The organism is Geobacillus sp. CAMR5420, from assembly GCF_000691465.1.
Classification (GTDB): domain Bacteria; phylum Bacillota; class Bacilli; order Bacillales; family Anoxybacillaceae; genus Geobacillus; species Geobacillus thermoleovorans.
Genome location: NZ_JHUS01000056.1, coordinates 112,892 through 118,912, shown reverse-complemented (window position 1 = coordinate 118,912; position 6,021 = coordinate 112,892). Strand labels below are relative to the sequence as shown.

The 6,021-nt window shown below is 55.7% G+C and carries 7 protein-coding genes; 4 read left to right on the top strand and 3 right to left on the bottom strand.

Annotation, left to right across the window (positions count from 1 at the left end; translation table 11 throughout):
• The first annotated feature begins 78 nt into the window (after positions 1-78).
• The 4 genes from DI44_RS03040 to ccpA all read left to right on the top strand — a co-directional run bounded on the left by DI44_RS03040 (position 79) and on the right by ccpA (position 3,301).
• Positions 79-477, top strand: coding sequence for a hypothetical protein (locus DI44_RS03040; RefSeq protein WP_033025995.1), 399 nt, complete (start codon positions 79-81; stop codon positions 475-477).
• Between the two features lie 5 nt (positions 478-482).
• Entirely contained in the window at positions 483-812 is a 330-nt protein-coding gene (gene ytxJ, locus DI44_RS03045; RefSeq protein WP_011232286.1) for a bacillithiol system redox-active protein YtxJ, read from the top strand.
• 211 nt (positions 813-1,023) lie between these two features.
• Positions 1,024-2,106, top strand: a complete 1,083-nt coding sequence (locus tag DI44_RS03050) for a bifunctional 3-deoxy-7-phosphoheptulonate synthase/chorismate mutase (RefSeq protein ID WP_011232285.1) — start codon at positions 1,024-1,026, stop codon at positions 2,104-2,106.
• A 202-nt stretch (positions 2,107-2,308) separates the two neighbouring features.
• Positions 2,309-3,301 carry a catabolite control protein A gene (ccpA, locus tag DI44_RS03055; protein ID WP_015375640.1) on the top strand — a complete coding sequence of 331 codons (993 nt, stop codon included), beginning with the start codon at positions 2,309-2,311 and terminating at the stop codon, positions 3,299-3,301.
• Between the two features lie 164 nt (positions 3,302-3,465).
• Here ccpA and DI44_RS03060 read toward each other — a convergent pair whose 3' ends face one another.
• From DI44_RS03060 to DI44_RS03070, 3 genes are all read right to left on the bottom strand, one after another.
• Entirely contained in the window at positions 3,466-4,635 is a 1,170-nt protein-coding gene (locus tag DI44_RS03060; protein ID WP_011232283.1) for an acetoin utilization protein AcuC, read from the bottom strand.
• The gene (locus tag DI44_RS03065; RefSeq protein WP_011232282.1) at positions 4,632-5,276 is read right to left on the bottom strand and encodes an acetoin utilization AcuB family protein; all 645 of its coding nucleotides are present in this window, start codon (positions 5,274-5,276) and stop codon (positions 4,632-4,634) included. Before DI44_RS03065 ends, DI44_RS03060 begins: the two co-directional genes overlap by 4 nt.
• 92 nt (positions 5,277-5,368) lie before the next feature.
• Entirely contained in the window at positions 5,369-6,001 is a 633-nt protein-coding gene (locus tag DI44_RS03070; RefSeq protein ID WP_011232281.1) for a GNAT family N-acetyltransferase, read from the bottom strand.
• Positions 6,002-6,021: the final 20 nt, after the last annotated feature.

Sequence of the window (6,021 nt, the reverse complement as noted above, 5' to 3'; positions counted from 1 at the left end):
CGAAAAATATTTTTTGGACACCCCTGAGGGGCCGAAAAGCCTTGATAAATCAACATTTCTAGAGGGAGGGTGTATCGAATGGCGAAAAATAACGGTGGATTTTTGCTTGGCGCGGCGCTGGTCGGCGGCATCGCCGGCGCGGCTGCTGCGTTGTTTTTGACGAGCGAAAAAGGGCGGAAATGGCTGGCCGAGTGGAGCAACGATGAAACGTGGGAGCCGGTGAAAACAACGGCTGTCGAATGGTTGGAAACGGCGAAAGAGAAAACGAAGGAAATCGCCAACTTCATCCCGTTGAAATCCACGACGGCGCCAGCCGGCGGGGAAAACGATGAAGAGGAAGCCAAGGAGGCGACGATTCCGATTCCGCCATCCGCCGGGCCAGCCGACCGGGAAACGCTGCAAAAGCTGCTTGAGGAAGCCGAGGCGGCGCTTGATGACGCTGAGCAAAGCATCACGTCGCGAAAAGAAACGGAGTGAAGGCGATGGGAATGGAGAAGCTGGAGACGATCGAACAGTTTGACCGCGTCATGAAGGAAACGGAGCGTTTTTTGTTCGTCAAGCATAGCCTCACCTGCCCGATCAGTCAAGCGGCGTTTGGCGAATGCGAGAAGTTCGCCGCAGACCATCCAGAGCTGGCGGTGTATTGCCTGTACGTCCAAGAGGCGCGGCCGCTCTCCAACTATATCGCCGAAACGACCGGGGTGAAACACGAGTCGCCGCAAGTGCTGCTGTTTGAAAACGGCCGCGTCGTCTGGCATGCGTCCCATTGGGCCATTACGTATGGCGCGCTCTCGGAGCATGTCGGCGCTTGACCGTCCGCCTTTACTGCGGGCGGTTTTTTGCACACTTTTTACTTTATCGCTTAAAAGCGTTTAATCAAAAAAGCATTTTTTTCGTGACAACGATAGCTCCATCGATTATAATAAACACTAATTAAACGACTTCGCTCTCCAAGACGGGGGCGCCGCTTGCCGGCAAGCGGCGAAAACAATGCACTACACTTGGCGAAAGGATGAGAAAAGCATGAGCAATGAGAGATTAGACGAACTGCGGGCGCGAGTCGATGAGATCAACTTGCAGCTGTTGAAACTGATCAATGAACGGGGGCGGCTCGTTCAGGAGATCGGAAAAATTAAAGAAGCGCAAGGGACGCACCGCTACGATCCGGTGCGCGAACGGAAAATGTTGGATCTCATTTCCGAGCATAACGATGGGCCGTTTGAAACATCGACGCTGCAGCACATTTTCAAGGAAATTTTTAAAGCAGCGCTCGAGCTGCAGGAAGACGATCACCGCAAGGCGCTCCTTGTCTCGCGGAAAAAGCATCCGGAAAACACGATTGTTGAAGTGAAAGGCGAGCGAATCGGCGACGGCAATCAATATTTCGTCATGGGCCCGTGCGCTGTGGAAAGCTATGAACAAGTCGCTGCGGTGGCGGAGGCCGTGAAAAAACAAGGGATCAAGCTGCTGCGCGGCGGCGCCTACAAACCGCGCACGTCGCCGTACGATTTCCAAGGGCTCGGCGTGGAAGGGCTGAAAATTTTGAAACGGATCGCCGATGAGTTTGATTTGGCGGTCATCAGTGAAATCGTCACCCCGGCGGACATTGAAATCGCCTTGGACTATATTGACGTCATCCAAATCGGCGCGCGCAACATGCAAAACTTTGAGCTGCTTAAGGCAGCCGGCCAAGTGAACAAGCCGATTTTGCTGAAGCGCGGCTTGGCGGCGACGATCGAAGAATTCATCAACGCCGCTGAGTACATCATGTCGCAAGGAAACGGGCAGATCATTTTGTGCGAGCGCGGCATCCGTACGTACGAGCGGGCGACGCGCAACACGCTCGACATTTCGGCTGTGCCGATTTTGAAGAAAGAAACGCACTTGCCGGTGTTCGTCGATGTCACCCACTCAACGGGGCGGCGCGATCTGCTCATCCCGTGCGCCAAAGCGGCCTTGGCGATCGGCGCCGACGGCGTCATGGCCGAAGTGCATCCGGACCCGGCCGTCGCCTTGTCCGATTCCGCCCAGCAAATGGACATCGCTCAATTCAACGAGTTTATGGAAGAAGTGCGCGCGTTCCAACGTCAGTTTGTTCAGGCGTAAGACGATCCCCTCGGTTGTTGCCCGAGGGGATTTTTTGATGAGATGGCGAGTGTTGGGGCAAACTACCCGTGAACGGTTTGTGAACAAACCGGCAAAATGGTTGCGATTTCGTTGCGAGTTGGCGATAATGTATCGTATGATAGTTGTACATACATTCGGAATTTGACCGGTTATCGGATCGAGCGAAAAGGAGTGAAACAAAATGACGGTAACGATTTATGATGTGGCGCGGGAGGCGAACGTCTCGATGGCGACCGTCTCGCGCGTCGTCAATGGCAACCCGAACGTCAAACCGTCGACGAGGAAAAAAGTGCTTGAGGCCATCGAACGGCTCGGCTACCGCCCGAACGCCGTGGCGCGGGGGCTCGCCAGCAAAAAAACGACGACGGTCGGAGTGATCATCCCGGATATTTCGAGCATTTTCTTCGCCGAACTGGCGCGCGGCATTGAGGACATCGCCACGATGTACAAGTACAACATCATTTTGAGCAACTCCGACCAAAACAAAGAAAAAGAGCTGCATTTGCTCAACACGATGCTCGCCAAGCAAGTGGACGGCCTGTTGTTTATGGGCGGGACGATCACCGAAGAGCACGTCGCCGAATTTCAAAAGTCGTCGGTGCCGATCGTGCTTGCGGCGACGATGGGACCGAACGAGATTCCCTCGGTCAACATCGACTACGAGCAGGCGGCGTTTGAAGCCGTGACGTATTTGCTGGAAAAAGGAAACCGCCGCATTGTCTATGTAACCGGTCCGACCGATGACCCGATCAACCAGCGGAAGTTGGCGGGGTACCGACGCGCGCTTGAGGAACACGGCGCGCCGTATGAGGAAGAGCTCGTCATTGAGGGCGACAACTCGTACGACTCCGGCTTGGAGGCGTATGAGAAAATCACAGAGCTTGCCGAACGGCCGACGGCGGTGTTTGCTGGCACGGACGAAATGGCGCTCGGCATCATCCACAGCGCCCAAGACCACGGGGTGCGCGTGCCGGATGAACTGGAAGTCGTCGGTTTTGATAACACGCGATTGGCGACGATGGTGCGGCCGCGGCTGACGACCGTCGTGCAGCCGATGTACGACATCGGGGCGGTGGCGATGCGGCTCTTGACGAAGTATATGAACAAAGAGCCAGTGGACCACCATATCGTTGTCTTGCCGCACCGGCTTGAAGTGCGGGAGTCGACGAAATGAAAAAAGCTGGCCTCAACACGGGGGCCAGCTTCTTGCTTGCTTTGCTCCATTTCTTTTTTGACAGCTGCAATCGCCTTGCAGTCGGCCCGTTTTTCGGTGAAAACGGAAGTTGACTAGGAAAACAGGACGTAGAAATCCATTGTTTTCTTTAAATGAAAAAAAAATCAAGTCCCCGCCCGGCGTTGACTGCGAATGAAATACAATGCCTTTTCCACCGTTTGCGCATTTTTTTCGCTGATCTCCGCCTTGCGCGGGATCGGGGGATACAAGTCATCCGGGTCGTCCCACTCGAGCGGAAGCGCGACGGGTGAAAGCGGTTGCCAACGTTCGCGCCACTCATCCGGCAGCGGGCCGGACACATCGGCTTGTCCCGTCATCTCGAGCCAAAGGAGCGCCCATGCCCGCGGCACGACGCGCCAGATGTCATAGCCGCCGCCGCCGACGGCGATCCAGCGTCCGCCGCAATATTCATGCGCGATTTCGTGCGCGAGTTTCGGAATGGCGCGGTAGGTTTTCATCGTCACCGACAAATGGGTGAGCGGATCGTAATAGTGGGCGTCGACGCCGTTTTGCGTCACGATGACGTCCGGGCGGAAAAAGTCGGCGATTTCCCGAAGCGCGGTCGTATAGGCGGCGATCCATGATTCGTCTTCCGTGAACGCATCAACGGGAATGTTGAACGAATAGCCGTAGCCCGCGCCTAAGCCGCGCTCGTTGACATTTCCGGTCCCTGGGAACAAATAGCGCCCCGTTTCATGAATGGAAAACGTGCAAACGTTCGGATCGTCGTAAAACGCCCATTGCACCCCGTCGCCGTGGTGGGCGTCCGTGTCGACGTACAACACGCGCAGTCCGTATTTCTCCCTGATGTATTGAATGGCGACCGCGCTGTCGTTGTAGACGCAAAAGCCGGATGCTTTGCCGCGGAAGCCGTGGTGCAGACCGCCGCCAAGGTTGAGCGCATGCTCGGCCGCTCCGGAAAGAACCGCGTCGACGGCGGTGAGGGTGCTGCCGACCAAAAGAGCGCTCGCTTCGTGCATGTTTGGGAAAATCGGCGTATCCTCGGTGCCAAGGCCGTAGTTTTGCGCCGCCGCTTCCGACAGCTCGCCGCGCCCGGCCGCTTTCACCGCCTCGATGTAGGAGCGGTCGTGAATGAGCGCCAGCTCGTCATCGGTCGCCATGCGCGGGGCGACGATCTGGCGGTCTTCGAGCGCGCCGAGCGTGCAAAGCAAGTCGTATGTCATTTTGACCCGCAGCTGGTTGAACGGATGGTCGTCATGAAATTTGTACTGAAGAAATTGCTCGCTATAGACGAATGCGCAGTTTCGGCTCATGACGTAACCCCCGGCAAGTTCGGCCATAGCACGTGATAGCCGGCGTTTTGCAAATCGCGGATCAATGGAAGCGGATTCATCGTCTGCACGCGGAAAACTAAAATTTTCTCATTCGGATCCGGAGCTGGATACACCAAGACGCTGGCGATGTTCACATGGCGCTCGCTGATGATGGCCGCCGCTTTGCTTAACATGCCGGTTTCGTTCGGCACTTTGATCTCGATTTGCGACCCCGGCTGGTGAACGCCGGTCAATTCAATGAACGTGCGGAGCAAATCCGTTTGCGTGATGATGCCGACGAGTTTCCCGTGATTGACGATCGGCAGACAGCCGATTCGGTGTTCGTAAAAGAGCGCCGCCACCTCCTCGACGAAATCGAGCGGATGGCCGACGATGAGGTCGGTTTTCATAATCGTGCTGACCGGTTTTTGCAAGTCTTCAAGATGTTCATGAAGATGGAAAATGGACGGGCTCGCGTCGCGCAAATCTTGGCTCGTCACAAGCCCCAGAAGACGTCCTTCCTCGTCGACGACCGGCAGATGGCGGATGCGGTGATGTCTTAGCAGCTGCAGCGCTTCGGCGATTGTATTGGTGGCGCGAAGCGTGATAACCGGTGCTTTCATCACTTGTTCGACAAGCATCGTTCTCCTCTCCCCTTTGTGCGTGGCATTTTATGCGCGCCGCCCGCAACCGGCAAGGCGGGCGCAAACGTCCGGACAGCTGAGAATTTCAGCTAGTACATATAGCGGTTCATAAACCGAAGCCGGTCGAACCGTTGAATCGATTCGGCGTCGACCCGTTTGCCAATGCGGACCATGAGGCAGTTCGCCGGATGGGAGCAAATTTCCGGGTCGTCGGTCGCATACCAGACGAGCCCGCCGGCGTTCATCATTTTCTCCATCACTTTTCGGTACTCCCATACGTTCAGCCCCGTGCCTTTTAGATCCCAATGCCAATAATACTCCGTTGTAATGATGATATAGTCTTCCATGGCGTCGTCCATCATCGAGACGATCAATAAATTTTTTCCGACGCCAAACCCGCGGAACTCCGGAATGACTTCAATGGCGCCAAGCTCGAGCAAATTTTCCATGTTCCCTTCCGACCAACGTTCGAGAGGATCAGGATACAAAAACGTCACATACCCGACAATCACCTCGCCGCGGCGGGCGATGATGATCCGCCCTTCCGGCAGCTTGGCGATTTCGATCAACGCTTTGTGTTGTTTGGCAGGCGGGCGGAAGGAAGTGAGGTCATGGTGGAATTCATAGCTGGCCAACGCTTCCGGCGTCACCGGCCCTTCGATGAGGAGCGTTCCTTTCGGGGTTTTCAGCTCTTTGGCGTTATACGTTTTTTTATGTTCCATTCGTCCACCACCTGAATTGG

Bases quoted from the DNA above. Each gene is read 5' to 3' on its own strand.
- DI44_RS03060 (WP_011232283.1), bottom strand. From the start codon at position 4,635: ATGAGCCGAAACTGCGCATTCGTCTATAGCGAGCAATTTCTTCAGTAC.
- DI44_RS03040 (WP_033025995.1), top strand. From the start codon at position 79: ATGGCGAAAAATAACGGTGGATTTTTGCTTGGCGCGGCGCTGGTCGGC.
- DI44_RS03050 (WP_011232285.1), top strand. From the start codon at position 1,024: ATGAGCAATGAGAGATTAGACGAACTGCGGGCGCGAGTCGATGAGATC.
- DI44_RS03070 (WP_011232281.1), bottom strand. From the start codon at position 6,001: ATGGAACATAAAAAAACGTATAACGCCAAAGAGCTGAAAACCCCGAAA.
- ytxJ (WP_011232286.1), top strand. From the start codon at position 483: ATGGGAATGGAGAAGCTGGAGACGATCGAACAGTTTGACCGCGTCATG.
- ccpA (WP_015375640.1), top strand. From the start codon at position 2,309: ATGACGGTAACGATTTATGATGTGGCGCGGGAGGCGAACGTCTCGATG.
- DI44_RS03065 (WP_011232282.1), bottom strand. From the start codon at position 5,276: ATGCTTGTCGAACAAGTGATGAAAGCACCGGTTATCACGCTTCGCGCC.